Source organism: Bacillus sp. GW823-FHT06B01 (genome assembly GCF_058952315.1).
This window is the reverse complement of record NZ_JBXAHR010000003.1, coordinates 688,004-706,633: the sequence shown is the minus strand read 5'-3', so window position 1 is coordinate 706,633 and position 18,630 is coordinate 688,004. Positions and strand designations below refer to the sequence as shown.

Sequence of the window (18,630 nt, the reverse complement as noted above, 5' to 3'; positions counted from 1 at the left end):
AAGGGATTTGCATTCCAGAATATTTCTCAGCGTATCAAAACACCTCACATTATACCACACGTTACTAATGTTTCACAATAATATATACATTCTCTTGTAAGCGATGTGCAATACCATCTAAAATTGCCTCTAAATTATTTGCAACAAATTCTAACTCATCTGTCGATTCACAAGTAAACAAAGGGGCACCACCAGCAAATTTCTCCGGCGTTGTTGTAATAACCGCGAGAATTACACTTTCTAACATCATCTTTTATCTCCCCTTCCTTTCGGGGCTTCCGATGACATATGAACAGCACTTTCTAACGTCGGCACATTCCCTATGACACCTATCGCTTTCTCTGCATCTTGATCTTGTGGCAAGACAAAAATCCCAACCCTACCATCTTCTAAATCACGCTTTGCTAGCGGCACAAGCGCTGGCGTACCAGAATCTCTATAAATCCCTAAAGCAACAGAAACATCATGTAAAATAGCTTGTCGTTGTCCTAAGTTTGAGATTGTCACCATCGCATCAATTGTTTTCGGCCTTAAAATAAAGCCCATTCCATATTTCATAATTTCCTCTTGCCTTGCTGGTAATCCAATATTCATAATGTAAATATTATCAATATACAGCCCCGCTCCTTCAAAACGAAGTGGAACATGCTCGATATCAACAAGATCATGTAACCTTCTGCCAGACATTAATTTTTTCGCGATAATAAATGCGATTATAGCCATAATTACTCCAGCAATCCATGAATGGAATCCTATATACGCAAACGTCGTTGCAAACGACGTTAACATCGCCAAATAGTTTCGACTTTCAAAAACTAATGCAATCCCTTCAATATATGTATTTCCACGCGGTACGAGCTCATATCCATCTAATTGTTGAAGGGTATTTCTTTCCATATTACGCACATCACGAAACTGTGTTGCTGCTAATGTAAGAAATGTAATAGCAGAAAAATCTTTTTTCAAAATTGACGGAATTGCAATCGCTCCTAAAGCCGCTGCAATTAACCCCATCGCAACGTGAATAATTTTCCCGTGGAGCCTCGTCGGATATTGACGCGTATCTGTCCGGAGCATTAGCACTCTCGTTACTGTCCCCGCTATTACTCCGCATAAAATGGCCGGTGTATATTCAGTCATGTATTACCCTCGCCTTTCTTTTACGTGATTTCCTCTTGAACTGTTCCATGTATACTGATGCTTTTGCAATCCAAAACAAAATTGCCATGAAAAATGTAGCAACGGCGACGATATCAAAAAACGCTAAACTTCCGTAATCATAAGGGAAATGTAGTTTTCGAAAAATAAGTGTCACTAACAATTCCCCCTGTAACATTCCTATATAAAGAGAACATAATCGTAATATGCGATCCTCATGCAATAAAACCGATGCATACACAAGAGCACCACTTACCAAAAACAACCTGTCCACCACAATCCAAATCGGATCATATACTTCTAACAAATGAAAACTTGTATATAACATTGCAATAATAAGTGCCGAAAGTAAGCTATATAATTTTTTCCAAATAGAATATAGTGCGATTCCTATAAAAGCAACAATACAAAGCAAAAGTGCATTTACTGATACCTTGAATGAAGCAATCGTTACATGTAACGGAGAGCAAATAATAAAAATCAATATACAAGCGCTTATCTTCCACCGCATAGAGTCCTTTTTCATAAAAAAAGTTACAATAATCCACCCTATCCAAGCTAAAAAATAAAAAGTACTCCCTTCCATCATTTCACCTCCTATGTTTTCCATTATGGGAACTTTTTATGAAAGTTAATCCACTTTCTTCGCGCATAGTTTTTTCATATAACAGCAACACTTTTAATAAGGAGGTGCTATTCATTATGGGTAAAGATCGTCAAGAACGAAAACTAAGAGAATCACGACGCGTTGAATCTGATCGTGACCAATCACTACAATATCCGGGTGCAACTGGACTGGATACACCAGAGCAAGCCCGAAAACAAAATCAGCACTAATGAACACAAAAAGACGGTTTCGATATTGTACGAAACCGTCTTTTACATAATTATTTTAATGATTTTTACTTATATCAAAATAACATTTAACATCCGAATTTTTCTATGGTTTAGTTTTATCTCTACCTATTTTTCCTTTGCGAAATTAAACTCTCCCCAATAATTCAGTAGCAAACTATCTACATTTTCCAGCCTCTTTTTCAGTCGCAACTTGCACAAGATAGTGTTTATATAGGAATAATTTTATTTTGATAGAATATTAATTCCATTCCTCACCTTATATTACTAAAACGAACAAAAACAAAAAAATCAACCAAACGGTTGATTTTTTTATCTTCTACTATAATGCGTCGTATCAATACCACGCTGCGTTAACCAATGATACGTTTCGCCCTTTACAACAAGAGGTACAGCCTGTAACTCTTCTATCGTCTTTGCACCAAGAGCTGTCATAATAAATTTCAAATCTGTATGTAAAAGATCAATTTCATCCACTAACTTCTCGATACCATCTTGCATTAAAATACGTAAAAAGTATCCAGCAAACGCAGTTGTATTCGCCCCTAATGCGATTGCTTTCGCTACGTCAAGCGCTGTTTGTATACCCCCAGATGCAATAAAAGAGAGGTTATTATTTGTAGAGGTTGCTTCAATAATCGAGGTTGCTGTTCGTATGCCCCAGTCATTAAAATAAGAAAGCATTCGCTGTCTTCTTTCATTTTCAACAGCAGCAAAATTTGTACCACCTTGTCCACCAATATCAATTGCCGTTACACCTATGCTCGCTAACTGTTGTACGGTTTCCTTACTCATCCCAAATCCAACTTCTTTCACAATGACAGGAACTTTACTATTTAATACAATTTTCTCAATACGCTGAAGTACACCAGTAAAGTCACGGTCTCCTTCTGGCATCGTTAACTCTTGTATGACATTTAAATGAATTTGCAATGCATTCGCTTCAATCATATCAACGGCACGCTCTGCTTGTTCGATAGTTGCCTCACTACCTAAATTAGCAAAGAAAACACCATTTGGGTTTACCTTTCTGATAATCGTATAAGAAGCAGCCTCACTTTCATCTTTTAACGCCGCCATTTGCGACCCTACAGCCATAGCAAGATTATGATGTTTCGCTACATATGCTAATTGCTCATTAATATGTAACGTTTTCTCTCCCCCACCACCAGTCATCGCATTGATAAAAATCGGCGAACTTAGTGAAAGTTCGCCGATTTTTGTTTCACATGTTATTGTGTCATAACTTGAATTTGGCAATCCTTGATGCACAAAATCAATATCATGAAATCCATGCGTACGAGACTGACCAGTAGAAAGAGCGTATTCAATATGATCTAATTTACGTTTTGCCCTTACCACTTGTACCCCTCTTTATTTCTTTAATTTTTTCAGTTGTTCACCAATAATATCACTTAATTGGAAAGTAGCAGAATCAGCATTTGGTTCATACTGACTGTAATCCTCAATTACATTATTTTCCTCAAGCGTTTCTTTTATACTTAAAGAAATACGTTTCTCTGCAACATGGACTTCAAGCACTTTCACTTTTACTTCTTGTCCCATTTCCAATACTTCATTCGGATTTTTCACGTGACGATTTGCAATTTGAGATACATGCACAAGACCTTCAACGCCAGGTAAAATTTCAACGAATGCACCGAATGTAACAAGACGTTTTACTACTCCCTCACGAATATCTCCAGCTTTTATTTCGCCAGCAACATTCTCCCAAGGTCCTGGCTGAGCTGCTTTAATTGATAAAGAAATACGTTGTGTATCAGCATCAACAGATAATACCTTTACCTTTACCTTTTGACCTTGCTCTAATACTTCAGAAGGTTGCTCTACACGTTCGTGTGAAATTTGTGAAATATGAACTAAACCGTCCACACCACCAACGTTAACGAAAGCACCAAAATCCGTTAATCGTTGCACTGTTCCTTCAACAACGTCTCCTTCTTTTAATGAAGAAATCGCTTCTTTTTTCTTAGAATCTAGTTCTAATTCTACTACTGCTTTATGCGAAAGGATTACACGATTTTTTTCGCGGTCTAATTCAACAATTTTCACGGCTAATGTTTTGCCTTTATAGTCAGTAAAATCTTCTACATAATGTACTTCTACAAGTGAAGCTGGGATAAAACCACGAACACCAAGGTCCACAACTAATCCACCATTCACGATATCTTTTACAGTAACATCAAACACATGACCAGAAGTAAATTTCTCTTGTAATTCTACCCATGCTTTTTCTGCATCAACAGCACGTTTAGATAAGACAAGATCATCTTCTTCTAATTTAATAATTTTCAATTCTAGTATTTGATCTAATTCTACAACATCGCTTGCTTTTTCAATATGAACGTTAGCTAATTCACTAATTGGAATTATGCCATCTGTTTTGTATCCAACATTTACAAGCACTTGTTTCTCTTCAACTTTCGTTACAGAACCTGTAACAACGTCACCAACTTGTAATTCTTTTGAATCCATAACTTCTTCATTCATTTTCTCTACCATGGAAATACCTCCCTACAGAATTGACAAAGCATTTTTTATGTATATACGAAATGAAAACATATGTTTTCATTTGCATGTTTAAGAATTTATCATCACATACTCAGTTTTCATACATTTCACTAGAAAATATATTAAACCTATATAAATAGTATACAGCAAAATCATCTTGAAGAAAGTATGTTTTGAAATATAATAGCGAATATATTCTGAAAGTTTTATCCTTCTTTTACTAACTTCTTACAAATCCGATCATTTGTCAAGGAAAGAGACTCACAATTCACGCATCCTTTACATTTCTATATAAACAAAAAAAGAAAGAGGTTATCCCCTTTCTTTATTTCGCAAACACTCCTGAAACAATACTCATAATTTTTTGGACAACTTCTTCAATTGATAAAGAAGTTGTATCTAATTCCAATGCATCATCAGCTTTCTTTAGAGGAGAAACCTCGCGTTCTGAATCTAATTTATCACGCTGAGCAATTTCTTTTTTTAACTGCTCTAAATTAGAATCGAAACCTTTATTTATATTTTCTAAATGTCTTCTTTCTGCTCTTTCTTCAACAGAAGCAAGCATAAAGATCTTCACTTCAGCATCTGGTAACACATGTGTACCAATATCACGGCCATCCATTACAACGCCGCCTTTTTCCGCTAACTCTTGTTGACGACGTACCATTTCTTCACGAACAAGGCGATGTTTCGCCACAATAGATACTCGATTCGTCACCTCAGGTGTACGAATTACTTCAGAAACATCTTGTCCATTTAAAAATACAAGTTGTGTATTTTCTCCTTGCTGAAACTCAATATTTACATTCTTTACAACTTCCATTAACTTCTCTTCATTTTCAATGTCCACTTTTTGTTCAAGGGCTGCATATGTAATCGTGCGGTACATTGCGCCTGTATCAATATAAACGTAAGAAAGTTTCTTTGCCACAACTTTTGCAACCGTACTTTTTCCAGCAGCTGCTGGACCATCTATAGCAATTGAAATTCGTTTATCCATTGTAACACCTCATTTTTTCACTTATAAAACAAAACGAAAAGCAGGTATTCTCCTGCTTCTTCTCATTTGCTTCACGTCATTAAATCCTCAATTATTGTAGCATAATCCTTCATAGAAGAAAATGAAAACTACCTATTCACCTGTAAGATTTCTGCTTTGTTTTTTACCATGACACCTTCATAATAAACAATTTTAGATAAATATTTCACTGATGACTTATGTATAAATAACAATTGCACAACAGAAAGACAAATGAATTGTATTACTAATATACGAATAAAAATTTTCTCCATCTTTTTCAATGTAATTGCTCCCTCCTATCCTACATTTACACATTTCGTTTCGTGATTTTATACATCGTATATATAGCAGCTAACTTTATTGTCATTTTCGATGCATACTTTTATACATTTCCATTGTCGAATTTACTCAAAACATGTTATGTTCTAAATGTATTTTTCAACTTGAAAGGGGTATAAGCATTGAAAAGAATCCTAGTTTTACACACAGGTGGAACAATTGCAATGGAGGAAGATAAAGAAACTGGGGTCGTACAGCCAGGTGAAAAAAATCCTCTTTTAAAATTTATTCCTGATTTAGAAGGCGATGTTGATTTAATCGTTGAAGACGTGTTCCATCTACCATCTCCTCATATGACACCGAGCGAAATGTTACAATTACAAGTCATCATTGATGAAAAAGTAAAACAAGACAACATTCATGGCGTAGTCATTACGCATGGTACGGATACATTAGAAGAAACAGCCTATTTCTTAGATTTAACAGTGCAAGCAACTATTCCAATCGTTGTAACAGGTGCAATGCGTTCTAGTAATGAATTAGGTGCTGATGGCCTATATAACTTCTTATCGGCTGTAAAAGTAGCTAGCTGTAGTGAAGCTGCTGAAAAAGGTGTTTTAGTCGTATTAAACGACGAAATCCATTGCGCTACAAATGTAACGAAAACACATACAAGTAACGTGGCAACATTCCAGAGTCCACAGTATGGACCAATTGGTATGGTAACAAAGCGCGGCGTTGTATTCCATCACGCTTTAGTACACCATGAAACATATTCAGTAAATAAGGTTTCTAAAAACGTAGTTGTTCTAAAAGCATACGCTGGTATGGACGATACATTGTTAGCAGCAATTGAAAACCTTCCAGTAGACGGGATTGTTATTGAAGCACTTGGACAAGGTAATTTACCTCCAAGAACACTTCCTAGTCTAGAACGATTAATCGACAAAGGAATCCCTATCGTATTAGTTTCTCGCTGTTTCAATGGCATCGTGCAAGATGTATATTCATATGAAGGTGGCGGCAAACAATTAAAAGATATGGGTATTGTATTCACATACGGTTTAAATGCTCAAAAAGCACGTATTAAATTATTAGTTGCATTAGAGAATACAAATTCTCATGAAACAATCCAAAATATGTTTATGCACAATTAAAAAGAAGCTGTCGAAGTTTATTTCGACAGCTTCTTTTTATATTTCCCTTGACGCAATGGTTTGCGCAATCGCATCCCCATGAAATCGACCGTTCTCAATAAATATTTCATTCGCATTATTCCCAGCAGCAATTACACCTGCAATGAAAATATTTTCAGCGTTCGTTTCCATTGTATCATCTGCATAAATCGGACGTCCTGTTTCTTCATCAATCCGAACACCCATCTTCGTTAAGAAACTATGATCAGGATGGTAACCAGTCATCGCAAATACAAAATCATTTTGGATTGTATATGCCTCATCATCGACTGTAAACGTTAATGTATGTTCAGTAATTTCTTTCACGTGAGCCCTAAAATGCATTTGAATTGTGCCGCTTCGTACTAACGCCTCAAACTCCGGCAAAATCCACGGCTTAATGCTTGGTGAATACTCACTTCCGCGATATAAAACCGTTACACGCGCACCGGTTTTAACAAGTTCTAACGCGGCATCTATACTCGAGTTTTTCCCACCTATAACTACTACATCTCGATCAAAATAAGGATGTCCCTCTTTAAAATAGTGAGCTACTTTCTTCAGTTCCTCGCCGGGAACATGCATATAATTTGGATTGTCATAATATCCAGTTGCTACAACAACATATTTCGCTATATATATTTCTGTACTTCCGTCACGCTTTGTTGTCTCAATATGAAAAACTTCTCCATCTTTTTGTACTTTCTCCACTCGCTCAAAAGCATTTACACGTACAGATTTACGCTTTACTACTTCACGATAATACGCAAGCGCTTGATTTCGAACTGGCTTACGATTTTCTGTAATAAAAGCTACATCACCAATTTCTAATTTTTCACTAGAAGAGAAAAATGTTTGATGAGTTGGATAATTATAAATCGCATTTACAATGTTTCCTTTTTCAATTACTAACGGATTTATCCCTACCTTTTGCAACGAAATTGCTGCTGCTAATCCGCACGGACCGCCTCCAATTATGATAGCTGTTTCTTTCTGCATACTCAGCTCACTCCTAGTCTTCTACCAATACGCTATTTATAAAAACAAGAAAAAACCTACTTACAGCAGTAGGCACCTATCTTTATTGTATTCATTTTTCATATATTTGTCATCTAAACGAAACGTACATCCGATAGACATCTGCTAAAAACTGCTGAAATTTAATACCTTGTTTCCCTAATACATTTTCAGGATCAATCTTTCTAGCTGGGTCAAGTGTTTTATGTGATACGATATCTTTCTTCGGATTCAAGCCGAAGTTTTGACATAAATACGCATGATACCACGTAAAACGGGTATATGCTTCCCAAAAGTTAACATCACCGCCATAACAAAGTTCCACTCCAATGGCAGCCTTATTAGCATCATAACCATATAAGTCATTATCTGTCGGCACACCATATCGAACGTGATAGGCAACTTCATTTATAGGAACAATTTCCAATATTGTTTTATCATCTATAAATGTATGTGCCGAAGCTTTCGGTTGTATTTCATTAAAATAATCCCGATTCCCTATCGCATTGCTACCAGGGTTCCCCGTATCATGACTTACAATAAACCTTACTTTAGAAAGAGGAATTCCCGGTCGTGAACTTCCATACCCAATATAGTTACGCTCTATAGGAAACATCGCCATTACTACCAACTCCCGCTTCAGAAGATTACCTTACTTCTTTATATATGTATTCGGTAGCAATGTCCTTATCGCATATTTCTTACGCGAAGAGAAAATCGAAAATATTTGATGTGAACACCATAAATAATAAAATACTTACAGCAACTCCATAAAAACCGTAAAACCAAACACAATCTTCTTTCGTATCTAAACCGAAAAATTTATTTACAGATTGTAATAATGTGCCGCGCTTACTTTGTTTGTTTCTTAATACTTCCACTCGTTCTACAACATCTGCTGGCATCATAAATCTTTGGTCTACTGTCATTTTCATCATTTATCTCTCCTTAAAATCATTTCCGTTTTGTTTATCTAAGGAAAGTATAGCACGTTTGTTCGTGTAGAACAAGCGTTCTTTTTTGTTTTTATTTTATTTTTCAACAATCCAAGTAAGAATTGAGATTACAAAAGCGATAATCGGCCCTACTACAACTGCACCAAATATTAAAAACAGTAGTCCTTCTCCGAACATTACTTGTTTTTCGGGCTTTCATCGTTCTTGAGAGTTCTCCCTCTAACCTCTTAACCTTTTCTTCTAATTGTTCTACTCGTTCCATCATTTCATTTTCCATATACAACACCTCACACTAATACTTCAACAAAAAAACGTGATTCCCTCGAAAGGAATCACGTTTTCTCACGATATAATATTATACCCAACCTCTGAAGCGACTTGCTTCAGCCATTTTACGAACACCGACCATATACGCAGCTAAGCGCATGTTCACTTTACGAACTTGTGCTGTTTCATAAATAGAATCAAATGATCTTACCATTACTTTTTCTAAACGTTGTTCTACTTCTTCTTCAGTCCAGTAGTAACCTTGGTTATTTTGTACCCACTCAAAGTAAGATACTGTTACACCGCCAGCACTTGCTAATACGTCTGGAACAAGTAAAATTCCGCGATCTGTTAAAATTTTAGTTGCTTCTAATGTTGTTGGACCATTTGCAGCTTCAACAACGATTTTTGCTTTAATATTATTAGCATTTTCTTCTGTAATTTGGTTCTCAATTGCAGCTGGAACTAAAATGTCGCAATCAAGTTCTAACAATTCTTTGTTTGAAATTGTATTATTAAATAGTTTTGTTACTGTACCGAAGCTATCACGACGGTCTAATAAATAATCAATATCTAATCCGTTTGGATCATGCAATGCACCGTAAGCATCCGAGATTGCAATAACTTTCGCGCCTGCATCATGCATAAATTTAGCTAAGAAGCTACCAGCATTACCGAATCCTTGAACAACAACGCGTGCACCTTTAATATCAATGTCGCGTTTTTTTGCAGCTTCGCGAATACAAATTGTTACACCTTTCGCCGTTGCTGTTTCACGTCCATGTGATCCACCTAATACAAGTGGCTTACCTGTAATAAATCCTGGTGAATTAAATTCATCAATACGGCTATATTCATCCATCATCCATGCCATGATTTGAGAGTTTGTGAATACATCTGGAGCTGGAATATCTTTCGTCGGTCCTACGATTTGGCTAATTGCTCGTACATAACCACGGCTTAATCTTTCTAACTCACGGAATGACATTTCACGTGGGTCACAGATAATTCCACCTTTACCTCCACCGTATGGTAAATCAACAATACCACATTTTAAGCTCATCCAGATTGAAAGTGCTTTCACTTCATTTTCTGTTACATTCGGATGGAAGCGAATTCCACCTTTCGTTGGACCAACAGCATCATTATGTTGTGCACGATATCCTGTAAATATTTTAACAGTCCCGTCATCCATACGAACTGGTATTTTCACTGTCATCATACGAATTGGTTCTTTTAATAATTCATATACTTCGTTTGGATAACCCAATTTTTCTAATGCTTCACTAATAACAATTTGTGTCGAATTCAATAGTTCAAAATGTTGTTCCCTTTGTTGTTGTGTTTTTGTTTGAGTTCCCTTTTCGGCTACCATAGTAAGTAAACCCCCTGTAATTTCACTTGTTTAGTAAACCTTCATTGCCTAGTATACACCGTTAAATTTGGAATGCAATAGAAAACGCTAACAAATATATACAAACTATTTCCTGTTGCAAGCGTTTTCACTATCATTATAGTCCTTTTATTGCTTTTAGAAAAGTAAAATACTTAAATATTTAAATATTTTTTATTTTACTTATATATAACAACTTAAGAAGATATTTTTAAGTATAGTAAAGAGCGCCCAAATATTTATGATTCCCGCTATACCATTAATCGTTTTGACATTTTCAGACCAACATTTTAGGTTTCTCCAAATAAAAAACAAAACCTTAGCTTTGTTATATTAGCTAAGGTTTTGTTTTTTCACAAAGTAATTGTGTATTTGTTCAATCGCTTGAGAAGCCATTAATTCTTTACCATACTCCATTAGACGATAAATAGTTGCTGTAGACGGATTACCATATTCCGCTAAAATAGCTATAAAATCTGCCTTCAGTAATTGAACTTGCTCCTCTTCTTCCACCCAAAGATAGAAACGCCCATCCCACGTATATAGTTTTCCGCCAGTTACATCAAGGTTATATAAACGATTCGACAGGTTAATTACGTCATCTAGTGTAGCAAACTCATAAAGTATATGCTCGCTTTCATCTAGAGTCACTTGCATTTCAATAAACTCGTCACGGAACTCATCATCTGTATCCACATCTTGATGTTCTTTCGTTACAATTACGACCATTCCTTGCGCTTGTAGAGAAAATACTTCAACTGCAATCGGGCCATCCGCTTCAAACCCTAGTTCCTTATTTGCTTCTTGCATCATATCACGAAATAATTGCTGTACTTTCGGTGCATTTCTCCACAAATCTTCTTTCGTTAATCCTCGTTCAGATAAATCATCAAATGTTAAGAAAATTTTTATCTTATTGTAATTTAATCGTTCCAGCCTCATCTCATACCCTCCCTACGTAACCAATGAATATAATTTTTATTATATGAAATAGAAAATAGATGGTTCTTTTCGAACAACTATTCTAACATTTTTAACCAATCATCCCATTCTTCTTTCGTATCACCAATTAGGCATGTTTGAATGTTCAACTGATCTCGAGCACCTATTTCTCCTATAAACCCAACAGAAAGTTTCTCACTTTTTTCTTGCAACAAATTCATGTCTTTCATCGCGTTCTTAAGTTCTCGTTCCTCATCAAAAGAGACTACTACATATGTAGGTTGTATTTTCTCAACAGCTAACAAAATACCATCTTCCGCTAAGCTTGACCTAATATATATCACCTCATATCCTTTTAAGCGTAAATACGTTGAGAAAACAAACCCTTTCAACATATTATTTTCTAACACAACAACTTTGTGTATAGAAGAAAATGATGATGCATTATGATACACCATTCCTAGACGAGTTTGTAAAAATGATACGACATATTGGAATTGCACCATTGTAACTTCATTATTATTTTTTAACGTTAACAATTTATTTGACACTTGAAGAACAATACTTGCTATGACTTTTTCTGTTGCATAAATACTGAAAGCCTCGTTTAACAATGCAGAAGTTGTAATTTCATCAAATTTTAACAAAGCTTGCAGTAAATCGTCCACTAAAACAACTTCTCTATCGTAATGTATTTCTTTTTGAACATTACTCTGCGAACGATTCCCTTCTAATAATTGAACTGCTTGTCCAATCATCATGCCGGAAGAAACTTTGTCCATTAACCATTTCAAAATTTGAATATGCTCTTCTGTATATAATCGATGCCCCGCATGATTCCGCATTGGGGCAATAATTTGATATCGTCTTTCCCATGCACGAAGCGTACTCGGCTGAATTCCAATTATATTGGAAACAGCTTTTATGTTATATTTCCCGTTTAGAGTTGGCATCATTTCCCTCCGCATAACGTAATAATATGTGTTTGAGCAGGTGCTCGGAAGCGAAGTGGAATCAACGTTGTTCCATACCCATTACTAACAAAAAGAGTCATATTTGAATGCTTATATACGCCACCTTTTAAATATTTTTTAGATGGGAATAATCGAATCTGTCCTCCATGTGTATGTCCACTTAACACAAGTGAAATTTGTTCTTTTCCAGACATTTTATTTATTATATCAGGGTTATGGCTAATTAATATGCGAAAACCATCTTCTTTGCAATCAGCCAAAGCTAAATCTAAACGATCACGCTTCAAACCAACATCATCTACACCGAGCAAACAAATTTTTTCTCCTAGTTCAGACTCAAATACAACTCTTGTATTGTCTAAAACTTTCACATTATTTTCTAATAACAAAGCATCTAATTCATGATATTCAATCTCATAATCATTATTTCCCCACACAAAATATACAGGAGCTATCGCTCTTAACTTTTGTATATTTGCAGAAATTTTCGATAAAGGGACGCCTCTTTCCGCTAAATCACCGCCAATAATTACAAGGTCTACTTTTCCTTTTACTTGTTCAATTAACGAACTTGAAATGACCCTTCTATGAATATCAGAAATAAAAAACACCTTTACTTTTTGAAAACTTTTCGGAAATTCTTTAAAAAGTAAAGTATGTTCTAACACAGTATTACGCATCGCTTCTGTATACATTACAAGAAGAAATATAATACCAATACATATGAGAGCACTTAATAAGATAATCCATATCATATATTTTCACTCCCTTCCGCATAAAGATAATCCTCAGCTTTTATAGTAGGTATGTTACTAGCTATCCTGCTTTGCGGACTTATCTTTTATCGGAATTTTTATTTCTTGACCTACATTCACTTCATCTTCTTGTAAATCATTATACTTTTTAATCACTTCAATCCCAGTTTCATCTGAAAAATATTGCTTCGCTATACTTTCTAAAGTTTCTCCTTCTTTTACCGTATGCGTTACTACTTTCTCAGATGTTGCCTCAGACTCAGATTTAGCTGAATCAAAGAAAATGACCTCAAACGCACTTTTCCCAGCGTTATTACCATCACTTTTCACCTGAATATATTTATCTGTATACCATAAGATACTAATTGGTAGTAATATGAATAGAAATGTTAAAACTCGGACGAAAATATGATTCATTTTAAACTTTTCTTTTTTCTCTTTATTTCTATGAATTTCACTACGCGGCGGTAAACTTTCTTTTTCTTCCACTCGCTCAACTTCTAATTCCTCTTCGAAATCAGGAATTCGTTTTCTCATGTTGTTCACCACCACCTTACATTTATTTTCTTAATTGGAGTCCCATTATAAAATCAACAAGAAAGTGTGCAAAGATTGTTATAAACAAATTTCCTGTCCATTCAAACACATAACCAAAGACAAAACTAATGAAACAGACGAAACAAAACAAAAATGGCTTTGTTATATACCGAATATGTAACACTGCAAATACTAAACTCGCTATTACAATTCCAAAGTGCGTCTGCACTACACCTCTAAATAAAAATTCTTCTGCAAAGCCGATAATGAACGTAATAACGAGTAGGTGCATAACTGACATTCCTTGAAACATCTTATCGTTAATACCACCATCATCAAACCAAGACTCTGGAAATACTCGCATTGCAACATAATCTAATAACACAATACCAATCGCCAACAAGCCACCTATTATAAGTATAGACACCGGTTCCCACTTCCACAGACTATACACCGATTTTATATCTCGGAATAATACATATGCTAGTAAACAACCGATACCGATAATAATGAACTGTGTGATATACAGATTCAGCCTTATTTCTTTCGGACTCATATCTTCAATATTATGCCTTTGAATGTTCATCATTCCCCCATCTTTTCTAGACCGAAAAGCTTTTGTAACTCTGTTTCCCAATTATAGTCGAAATCCGATTGTTCCGCTTGTCTTTTTTTATAATCTGTTTTTGTAATACCACAATAGTCACAGCAATTTTTCAACTCGTTCTCTTTTCTATAACCGAACTGTTGTAACAAATATTCACGCCTACATTCTTTCACTTGTATCCACGACTTCATGTTTTCTAGCTCACTATATTTATTACGTAGCCTTATTTCTACTTCAGCTATTAATCTGTTCATAATTTCATCTGACAAGCTCTCTAATTTTAATTTTCGCTGTTGTATGATTCCAAGCTGTTCAAGGTGATAGCGGATGAAACGCCAATATTGTTCATTAAATCTTGCTGCATTATAACAAATTTCTTCTACCTCTTCTATTGGTAATTCTTTCGTTTGAAACATTCTTTCTTGTAGTAAAGAGAATAAAAATTGTATTTGCGACTGACTTGGCAATTCATCTTCAATTATCGAAATTGGTAAATCGTGATCTAACGGACTACATAGTAAGATAGCTATACTCGGTTCACCATCTCTTCCAGCTCTTCCGATTTCTTGTAAATAGGAAGCTATATTAGTCGGATAATGAAAATGAATAATATAGCTCGTATTCGACTTATTTACTCCCATACCAAAAGCACTTGTACATATTACAAGCTGCAACTGGTCATTCATAAACTGCTGTTGAATTAACATACGCTCTTCATGTTCCATACCACCATGATAAAAAGCGACACCAGTCACGCCTCTTCCTCTTAAATACTCCGTTAAACGTTCTGTCCACGCTCTGCTTGAACAATATACAATCCCTGGCCCTTGTAAATACATCACCTGGTTCAAAAGCGCTTCTTTCTTCTCTTCTATCGTCTCCACAAATTGTACTTCCATCGCAATATTTGGACGATCAATAGAGTATACATGCTGCGTCACTTTCTTCAAATCTAAACTCTCTGCTATATCTCGGAGTACATCTTTTGTCGCTGTTGCCGTTAATGCTAGCACCGTAGGAGACCCGATATTTTCAATGACTACATTTAGTTTTTTATAGTCTGGCCTAAAATCATAACCCCATTGTGAAATACAATGAGCCTCATCCACAACAAATAATGAAATATGAACTTTCTTCAATTCTCTTATTAACACTTCCGACTGCAACATCTCTGGTGAAACAAAAATAAATTTATATGAAGCTAATTTTTTCATCGCTTCTCTTTTTTCATGTAATGTCCGAAAACTATTAAATGCTATTACTCGGTTTTTCACAACATACTTTAATTGTGTAACTTGATCTTCCATCAAAGATAATAATGGTGATACAACAAGCACGGTTCCTTCTTGCATTAGCCCTGGAAGTTGATAGCACATAGACTTCCCTCTTCCAGTCGGGAGCATTGCTATAACATCTTTTCCTTCTAATAAATCTGTAATGACCCCTTTTTGCCCTGTACGAAATTCAGAATATCCAAACCATCTATATAAATATTCCTCAAGCTTCATTTATACCCTCCATCCGCGCCAATACAAGACGAACTTCAAAATAAGAAATACCCTCTCCAACCGCTTGTTTCAACTCACGCAACTTACGTGTTTGTAATGCCTCAATTACTTTTGTTACTTTATCTATTTTGTCTTTTTCCATAAACATCTCGATTGAAAACTCTTTTTCCCGCAAAGCAATTTCAACAAAATGATCTTCTATCGTTGCAACCTTTAAATTTCTAATTGTCGCTATTTCATCTAAAGAGCGTCCTTGTCTCCAAAAATTATATGTTTTTTTCGTTGATAAACTAAATAAATCAGCTCTCTCATTTGGATAAGAGATAATCTCAGCTAATAGCGGAAATTCATTTTCTTTATCGTGAACTTCTTGTATAAAGAAGTGAATTGTACCCCAAAATAAAAAATACACCCGGAATATATCTTGTTTCGTAATTTCCGCTAATTGCTGCAATGTACAACCGATACGTTCATATCCTGTTAATCTATATGTTACAATCGTCGCTTCTACCACATCACCTTTTCCTAAAAGATTATGTATTTCTTTCCATAATCTTTTAGCCAATTCACTTCGCCTATATGGTATACCTGTTAAAAAACGTTTTACCCACATCATTATTTCTGTATCTTGTTGAATGGGAATAAACTTCGTATTATTCTGTTGTAAATTAGATATAGTTTGAATAATTAATGATAATCGTTTCCAAAATGTTTCACCTAATTCACCATAGTGTAAACCATGTAAATGCGCAGGAAAAGCATACACTTCCTCCCATGTATGTAACTGCATTTTACCTTTAGATGTTAACAAATATGTATTTTCATGTATTTCTCGAATCAAATCTGCTTGCAACAACTTTGCAACTTCACGATCATAGTCTGTTCTATTTAACGATTTATATATTCCAAACAAAAATGAAATTCGGAACATATTTCCATCTTGTAACGTTTGCGAAGATCGTTTTCCTTTTAATAAATAATAAATAGAAGAAACGGTCCTTTCACCATTCAATTGTTTTAAACAATACAATAAAGTATATTGTAGTTGCATTACCGCTTCCACCTTTCAATCTAGCTTAATTACTTTTTAGTATGATTGCACTTACTCATTAAACTTATCATATCGGCACTATGCACTTGTATATAGTATATTGTACCAAACGAAATAACATTTACGTATTTTGAAAATCTTATGACATAATGCAAAAATTAGTTGACACTCTAATTGATAAGGATTATCATTATAATTTTATGTTGAAAAGTTTTAAAAACCGTTTTACAATAAGGTTATAATTTTTATGGCGAGCTTTTCACATACATATTATCAGGAGGGAAAAAAGATGGCAAAATATACAATCGTTGATAAAGATACTTGTATCGCATGTGGTGCTTGCGGCGCTGCTGCACCAGACATTTATGATTATGATGATGAAGGTATTGCATTTGTAACGTTAGACGATAACCAAGGTATCGTTGAAATTCCAGATGTATTAATTGAAGATATGATGGATGCATTCGAAGGTTGTCCAACTGACTCAATTAAAGTTGCTGATGAATCATTTGATGGCGACTCTTTAAAATTCGAATAGTCTTTTATTAACTTCAAAAAATATCCCTCATTCATATGAGGGATATTTTTTGTTTTCTATTTTCATTCTACTTAATAAAAAACCACTAGTAGTTCCATACTACTAATGGTTTTATTTTATATTTTATGCATTTTTCATTTTTGCAAACACCCATACTTTCAGGCGTGAGAATAACGCTACAAATACAATTGTCACAACAATTCCTTTAATCAAATTAAATGGTAAGATTGCCGTTACAACCGTTGTTCTTATAGCCTCGCTAGACATAGCTGGTGAATTTAAAAACCAAGTGTAAGCTGGGAATATAATGATGTAATTTAATACACTCATAATGAGCGCCATTGTAATTGTCCCTAGCATTAATCCTGTCGTTAAACTCTTAACAGTACGATACTTTCTAAATAAGAAAGCTGCCGGTCCAATAAATAAACATCCTGCAATAAAGTTAGCAATTTCTCCAACTGGCACTCCCGTTAAACTCCCTTGAATCCCGTAATGTAAAATATTCTTTATCGCCTCTACAATTATCCCTGCAACTGGCCCGAAAATAATTGCCGCAATTAGAGCTGGTACATCACTAAAATCAATTTTTAAAAATGGCGGAAGCCCTGGAAACGGGAAATCCAACATCATCAGTAAATATGCAATACTACTTAGCATCGCTACACTCACCATCTGCACTACACTGTTTTTTTGTTTCATCTTTCTCTCTCCTTTTCCATCGATCATCTCATGGAAAGTGGAAAGGTTCTGCTATGCCTACTTTTTCATAGAACGAAAAAACCCTTTGTGTTTTACACAAAGGGAGAATTTAAGGCACATCAAACAGACGTTCAAATCCATATCTTTTTTGAACGCTTGAACCTCCATCTTCTCCCATCCAGACTATACTGTCGGCTTTGGAATCACACCAAATCCTGCCTTAACGGCTCGCGGGCTTAGAACAAAATCACATATAGTTCATCACCGCCGGTCGGGATTTTCACCCTGCCCCGAAGATAGACCGATATTCTATTTTCCACTTTATTATACAACAACATAATCGTATTGTGAACAAAAAAA

22 protein-coding genes, 1 pseudogene and 1 riboswitch are annotated in these 18,630 nt (G+C 35.2%); of the genes and pseudogenes, 3 read left to right on the top strand and 20 right to left on the bottom strand.

What is annotated here, in order from left to right; translation table 11 throughout:
- Positions 1–64 precede the first annotated feature (64 nt).
- The 3 genes from AC1Q8N_RS16885 to AC1Q8N_RS16875 are packed head-to-tail and all read right to left on the bottom strand — an operon-like array spanning position 65 to position 1,744.
- A complete protein-coding gene (locus AC1Q8N_RS16885) occupies positions 65–250 on the bottom strand; it encodes a capping complex subunit for YIEGIA (RefSeq protein ID WP_000979052.1) in 186 nt (61 codons plus the stop codon).
- Positions 247–1,140 carry a YIEGIA family protein gene (locus AC1Q8N_RS16880; RefSeq protein WP_000141603.1) on the bottom strand — a complete coding sequence of 298 codons (894 nt, stop codon included), beginning with the start codon at positions 1,138–1,140 and terminating at the stop codon, positions 247–249. The genes AC1Q8N_RS16885 and AC1Q8N_RS16880 overlap by 4 nt, the downstream gene beginning before the upstream one ends.
- A complete protein-coding gene (locus tag AC1Q8N_RS16875; RefSeq protein WP_048543554.1) occupies positions 1,133–1,744 on the bottom strand; it encodes a YphA family membrane protein in 612 nt (203 codons plus the stop codon). The genes AC1Q8N_RS16880 and AC1Q8N_RS16875 overlap by 8 nt, the downstream gene beginning before the upstream one ends.
- Before the next feature lie 116 nt (positions 1,745–1,860).
- Here AC1Q8N_RS16875 and AC1Q8N_RS16870 point away from each other — a divergent pair, with 116 nt between their 5' ends.
- Complete coding sequence (locus tag AC1Q8N_RS16870) at positions 1,861–1,995, top strand: YpzI family protein (protein WP_000513900.1); 135 nt, start codon at positions 1,861–1,863, stop codon at positions 1,993–1,995.
- Between the two features lie 330 nt (positions 1,996–2,325).
- Here AC1Q8N_RS16870 and AC1Q8N_RS16865 read toward each other — a convergent pair whose 3' ends face one another.
- The 4 genes from AC1Q8N_RS16865 to AC1Q8N_RS16850 form a co-directional block, all read right to left on the bottom strand.
- Positions 2,326–3,375 (bottom strand): type 2 isopentenyl-diphosphate Delta-isomerase, encoded by a 1,050-nt coding sequence (locus AC1Q8N_RS16865; RefSeq protein WP_098047370.1) that lies wholly within the window; start codon positions 3,373–3,375, stop codon positions 2,326–2,328.
- Between the two features lie 12 nt (positions 3,376–3,387).
- Positions 3,388–4,536: a 30S ribosomal protein S1 gene (gene rpsA / locus AC1Q8N_RS16860; protein ID WP_048543558.1), complete on the bottom strand. Its 1,149-nt coding sequence runs from the start codon at positions 4,534–4,536 to the stop codon at positions 3,388–3,390.
- Between the two features lie 334 nt (positions 4,537–4,870).
- Entirely contained in the window at positions 4,871–5,548 is a 678-nt protein-coding gene (cmk, locus tag AC1Q8N_RS16855) for a (d)CMP kinase (protein WP_000361262.1), read from the bottom strand.
- Positions 5,549–5,676: 128 nt separating this feature from the next.
- The gene (locus AC1Q8N_RS16850) at positions 5,677–5,850 is read right to left on the bottom strand and encodes a YpfB family protein (protein WP_000738047.1); all 174 of its coding nucleotides are present in this window, start codon (positions 5,848–5,850) and stop codon (positions 5,677–5,679) included.
- Positions 5,851–6,030: 180 nt separating this feature from the next.
- Here AC1Q8N_RS16850 and ansA point away from each other — a divergent pair, with 180 nt between their 5' ends.
- Positions 6,031–7,005: an asparaginase gene (gene ansA, locus AC1Q8N_RS16845; protein WP_088110189.1), complete on the top strand. Its 975-nt coding sequence runs from the start codon at positions 6,031–6,033 to the stop codon at positions 7,003–7,005.
- 36 nt (positions 7,006–7,041) lie between these two features.
- Here ansA and AC1Q8N_RS16840 read toward each other — a convergent pair whose 3' ends face one another.
- The 12 genes and pseudogenes from AC1Q8N_RS16840 to AC1Q8N_RS16785 form a co-directional block, all read right to left on the bottom strand.
- Entirely contained in the window at positions 7,042–8,022 is a 981-nt protein-coding gene (locus AC1Q8N_RS16840; RefSeq protein ID WP_404518852.1) for a YpdA family putative bacillithiol disulfide reductase, read from the bottom strand.
- A gap of 109 nt (positions 8,023–8,131) precedes the next feature.
- Positions 8,132–8,662: a peptidoglycan recognition protein family protein gene (locus AC1Q8N_RS16835; RefSeq protein ID WP_001240648.1), complete on the bottom strand. Its 531-nt coding sequence runs from the start codon at positions 8,660–8,662 to the stop codon at positions 8,132–8,134.
- A 79-nt stretch (positions 8,663–8,741) separates the two neighbouring features.
- Positions 8,742–8,978: a DUF3961 domain-containing protein gene (locus tag AC1Q8N_RS16830; RefSeq protein WP_001983018.1), complete on the bottom strand. Its 237-nt coding sequence runs from the start codon at positions 8,976–8,978 to the stop codon at positions 8,742–8,744.
- Between the two features lie 93 nt (positions 8,979–9,071).
- A pseudogene (locus tag AC1Q8N_RS16825) lies at positions 9,072–9,273 on the bottom strand (hypothetical protein).
- 78 nt (positions 9,274–9,351) lie between these two features.
- Entirely contained in the window at positions 9,352–10,638 is a 1,287-nt protein-coding gene (gene gudB / locus AC1Q8N_RS16820; RefSeq protein ID WP_000225171.1) for an NAD-specific glutamate dehydrogenase, read from the bottom strand.
- 351 nt (positions 10,639–10,989) lie between these two features.
- A complete protein-coding gene (locus tag AC1Q8N_RS16815; protein WP_098078526.1) occupies positions 10,990–11,598 on the bottom strand; it encodes a genetic competence negative regulator in 609 nt (202 codons plus the stop codon).
- A gap of 77 nt (positions 11,599–11,675) precedes the next feature.
- Positions 11,676–12,551, bottom strand: a complete 876-nt coding sequence (locus AC1Q8N_RS16810) for a MerR family transcriptional regulator (protein ID WP_142330322.1) — start codon at positions 12,549–12,551, stop codon at positions 11,676–11,678.
- Positions 12,551–13,327 carry a metallophosphoesterase gene (locus tag AC1Q8N_RS16805; protein WP_098078684.1) on the bottom strand — a complete coding sequence of 259 codons (777 nt, stop codon included), beginning with the start codon at positions 13,325–13,327 and terminating at the stop codon, positions 12,551–12,553. Before AC1Q8N_RS16805 ends, AC1Q8N_RS16810 begins: the two co-directional genes overlap by 1 nt.
- 57 nt (positions 13,328–13,384) lie before the next feature.
- Entirely contained in the window at positions 13,385–13,864 is a 480-nt protein-coding gene (locus AC1Q8N_RS16800) for a LysM peptidoglycan-binding domain-containing protein (RefSeq protein ID WP_001231546.1), read from the bottom strand.
- Between the two features lie 22 nt (positions 13,865–13,886).
- Positions 13,887–14,450, bottom strand: coding sequence for a CPBP family intramembrane glutamic endopeptidase (locus AC1Q8N_RS16795; RefSeq protein ID WP_001025770.1), 564 nt, complete (start codon positions 14,448–14,450; stop codon positions 13,887–13,889).
- Positions 14,450–15,979: a RecQ family ATP-dependent DNA helicase gene (locus tag AC1Q8N_RS16790; protein WP_493521290.1), complete on the bottom strand. Its 1,530-nt coding sequence runs from the start codon at positions 15,977–15,979 to the stop codon at positions 14,450–14,452. Before AC1Q8N_RS16790 ends, AC1Q8N_RS16795 begins: the two co-directional genes overlap by 1 nt.
- The gene (locus AC1Q8N_RS16785; RefSeq protein ID WP_048543574.1) at positions 15,969–17,030 is read right to left on the bottom strand and encodes a YpbB family protein; all 1,062 of its coding nucleotides are present in this window, start codon (positions 17,028–17,030) and stop codon (positions 15,969–15,971) included. The genes AC1Q8N_RS16790 and AC1Q8N_RS16785 overlap by 11 nt, the downstream gene beginning before the upstream one ends.
- A 289-nt stretch (positions 17,031–17,319) precedes the next feature.
- On the opposite strand from AC1Q8N_RS16785, the gene AC1Q8N_RS16780 reads away from it, so the two are divergent.
- Positions 17,320–17,568 carry a ferredoxin gene (locus tag AC1Q8N_RS16780; RefSeq protein ID WP_001151994.1) on the top strand — a complete coding sequence of 83 codons (249 nt, stop codon included), beginning with the start codon at positions 17,320–17,322 and terminating at the stop codon, positions 17,566–17,568.
- 123 nt (positions 17,569–17,691) lie between these two features.
- Here the strand turns inward: AC1Q8N_RS16780 and AC1Q8N_RS16775 are convergent, their stop codons facing one another.
- Positions 17,692–18,270: an ECF transporter S component gene (locus tag AC1Q8N_RS16775; protein ID WP_000810851.1), complete on the bottom strand. Its 579-nt coding sequence runs from the start codon at positions 18,268–18,270 to the stop codon at positions 17,692–17,694.
- Between the two features lie 162 nt (positions 18,271–18,432).
- Positions 18,433–18,572, bottom strand: a riboswitch (FMN riboswitch).
- Positions 18,573–18,630 lie beyond the last annotated feature (58 nt).

Bases quoted from the DNA above. Each gene is read 5' to 3' on its own strand.
- AC1Q8N_RS16795 (WP_001025770.1), bottom strand. From the start codon at position 14,450: ATGAACATTCAAAGGCATAATATTGAAGATATGAGTCCGAAAGAAATA.
- AC1Q8N_RS16840 (WP_404518852.1), bottom strand. From the start codon at position 8,022: ATGCAGAAAGAAACAGCTATCATAATTGGAGGCGGTCCGTGCGGATTA.
- gudB (WP_000225171.1), bottom strand. From the start codon at position 10,638: ATGGTAGCCGAAAAGGGAACTCAAACAAAAACACAACAACAAAGGGAA.
- AC1Q8N_RS16835 (WP_001240648.1), bottom strand. From the start codon at position 8,662: ATGGCGATGTTTCCTATAGAGCGTAACTATATTGGGTATGGAAGTTCA.
- AC1Q8N_RS16810 (WP_142330322.1), bottom strand. From the start codon at position 12,551: ATGCCAACTCTAAACGGGAAATATAACATAAAAGCTGTTTCCAATATA.
- AC1Q8N_RS16775 (WP_000810851.1), bottom strand. From the start codon at position 18,270: ATGAAACAAAAAAACAGTGTAGTGCAGATGGTGAGTGTAGCGATGCTA.
- AC1Q8N_RS16780 (WP_001151994.1), top strand. From the start codon at position 17,320: ATGGCAAAATATACAATCGTTGATAAAGATACTTGTATCGCATGTGGT.
- rpsA (WP_048543558.1), bottom strand. From the start codon at position 4,536: ATGGTAGAGAAAATGAATGAAGAAGTTATGGATTCAAAAGAATTACAA.
- AC1Q8N_RS16870 (WP_000513900.1), top strand. From the start codon at position 1,861: ATGGGTAAAGATCGTCAAGAACGAAAACTAAGAGAATCACGACGCGTT.
- AC1Q8N_RS16790 (WP_493521290.1), bottom strand. From the start codon at position 15,979: ATGAAGCTTGAGGAATATTTATATAGATGGTTTGGATATTCTGAATTT.
- AC1Q8N_RS16885 (WP_000979052.1), bottom strand. From the start codon at position 250: ATGATGTTAGAAAGTGTAATTCTCGCGGTTATTACAACAACGCCGGAG.
- AC1Q8N_RS16800 (WP_001231546.1), bottom strand. From the start codon at position 13,864: ATGAGAAAACGAATTCCTGATTTCGAAGAGGAATTAGAAGTTGAGCGA.
- cmk (WP_000361262.1), bottom strand. From the start codon at position 5,548: ATGGATAAACGAATTTCAATTGCTATAGATGGTCCAGCAGCTGCTGGA.
- AC1Q8N_RS16785 (WP_048543574.1), bottom strand. From the start codon at position 17,030: ATGCAACTACAATATACTTTATTGTATTGTTTAAAACAATTGAATGGT.
- AC1Q8N_RS16875 (WP_048543554.1), bottom strand. From the start codon at position 1,744: ATGGAAGGGAGTACTTTTTATTTTTTAGCTTGGATAGGGTGGATTATT.
- AC1Q8N_RS16815 (WP_098078526.1), bottom strand. From the start codon at position 11,598: ATGAGGCTGGAACGATTAAATTACAATAAGATAAAAATTTTCTTAACA.
- AC1Q8N_RS16805 (WP_098078684.1), bottom strand. From the start codon at position 13,327: ATGATATGGATTATCTTATTAAGTGCTCTCATATGTATTGGTATTATA.
- AC1Q8N_RS16880 (WP_000141603.1), bottom strand. From the start codon at position 1,140: ATGACTGAATATACACCGGCCATTTTATGCGGAGTAATAGCGGGGACA.
- AC1Q8N_RS16830 (WP_001983018.1), bottom strand. From the start codon at position 8,978: ATGATGAAAATGACAGTAGACCAAAGATTTATGATGCCAGCAGATGTT.